General features: G+C 71.6%; 2 protein-coding genes and 1 pseudogene. All 3 read left to right on the top strand.

The annotated features are described in order from the left end of the window. Positions 1-340 (top strand): ROK family protein (locus WAX14_RS06760; RefSeq protein WP_422627324.1); only part of this gene is annotated, 340 nt, incomplete at its 5' end. Continuing rightward, positions 337-1,041 (top strand): N-acetylmannosamine-6-phosphate 2-epimerase, encoded by a 705-nt coding sequence (locus WAX14_RS06755; protein ID WP_422627323.1) that lies wholly within the window; start codon positions 337-339, stop codon positions 1,039-1,041. The genes WAX14_RS06760 and WAX14_RS06755, both read left to right, overlap by 4 nt. Continuing rightward, positions 1,038-1,692: pseudogene (locus WAX14_RS06750) on the top strand (N-acetylglucosamine-6-phosphate deacetylase); the annotation flags it as partial. The gene WAX14_RS06755 and the pseudogene WAX14_RS06750, both read left to right, overlap by 4 nt.

Below are 1,692 nucleotides of genomic sequence, written 5' to 3'. Positions count from 1 at the left end.
GCAGGACGTGGTGGCGCTCATGCGCTCCGGTGACCGGGCCGCGCGGGCCGCGATCACCGACGGCGCCGGACTGCTCGGTCGGACACTCGCCGGGTTGGCCACCGCGTTCGATCCCGAGGTGATCGTGATCGGCGGCGGTGCGGCCCAGATCGGACCGGACCTGCTCGGCCCGCTCGAGGCGGCCTTCCGCGCCGAGGCGTTCGGCCCGGTCGCCGCCACCGACATCGTCGCCGCACAGCTGGGCACCGACGCCCCCCTGGTGGGAGCCGCGCTGCTCGCCGCCACAGCACACTCCGTCACCACAGCACACTCCGTCACCACAGAAGTTGGAATGCCATGACACTCGACGAGTTCCGGACGATCATCACCGGGAAGCTGATCGTGTCCTGTCAGGCCGGCCACGGCCACGCCCTGCGGGACACCGCGACCATCGCACGGATGGCGCGCGCTGCCGTCGACGGCGGTTCCGTCGCCGTCCGCTGCGGCGGGGTCGGCGGCACACCGGATGTCGCGGCCGTCGTCGCCACCGTCGACGTTCCGGTGATCGGCCTGACGAAAATCGGTTCCTCGGGCGTGTTCATCACTCCGACAAGGGAATCGGCGTTGGAGGTCGTCGACGCCGGCGCGCAGATCGTCGCCGCGGACGCCACCCTACGGCCCCGCCCCGACGGACTGACCTTCGCCGACACCGTCGCCGCGGTGCACGCGCGCGGCGCGCTCGTGATGGCCGACTGCGGCACCCTCGAGGACGGCCTCGCCGCCGCCGAGGCGGGTGCCGACATCATCTCGAGTACCCTCGCCGGCTACACCGAGAACAGCCGCGCACTCGACGGCCCCGATCTCGAGCTCATCGCGGAACTGCGGGCGGCACTGCCGTCCGCGGTCCTGATCGCGGAGGGTCGCTACCACAGCCCCGCCGCCGCCGCCGAAGCGATCGCGCTCGGCGCGGATTCGGTGGTGGTGGGCACCGCGATCACCGACCCCGCATTCATCACCTCGACCTTCGCGTCGGCGATTGCGGAGGCGGGACGGTTCCGGTGACGACCGACCGCGTGATTCTGCGTGGAAGGTTGGTGACCGGTGGTCGACTGCTCGCCGACGGTGCCGTCGAGACCTCCGACGGGACCGTGGTGTGGGCGGGGCCCGCCACCGAGTGGACCGGCCCACTGCCGGAACCGATTGCCCCCGGAGCCGTCATCATTCCCGGCCTGGTGGACGTGCACTGCCACGGCGCCGCCGGATTCGGCTTCCCCGAAGCCGACGTCGACGGCGCCACCGCGGCCGCTGATCATCACGGCAGCCGCGGCACCACGTCGGTGATGGGATCTCTGGTGTCCGCCCCGGCGGATGTGCTGCACCGCCGGGTCGAGCTGCTGGCCTCGCTCGTCGACGACGGAACCCTCGCCGGGATCCACCTCGAAGGCCCATTTCTGTCGGTACTGCGTTGCGGCGCACAAGATCCGGCGAGCATCATCGACGGCGATCCGGCACTGCTCGAATCGTTGCTGTCCGTCGGGCGCGGACACATCCGGTCGATGACGATCGCCCCGGAGACACCGCACTTCGCGGAATTGTCGACGATGCTGCAGGCGCACGGCTCGGTGGTGAGCGTCGGCCACACCGACGCGTCCAACCCCACCGCGACCCGCTCGATCGCGCACGCCGCGCACGCGCCGCTCAGCGCCACCCACC

Origin of the sequence: Rhodococcus sp. (in: high G+C Gram-positive bacteria) (assembly GCF_049299235.1) — a bacterium.
Classification (GTDB): domain Bacteria; phylum Actinomycetota; class Actinomycetes; order Mycobacteriales; family Mycobacteriaceae; genus Rhodococcus.
Note: the sequence above shows the minus strand (reverse complement) of the source record. Positions and strands in the feature narration are given on the sequence as shown.

Coding starts and splice junctions, on each gene's coding strand:
- WAX14_RS06755 (WP_422627323.1), top strand. CDS start 337: ATGACACTCGACGAGTTCCGGACGATCATCACCGGGAAGCTGATCGTG.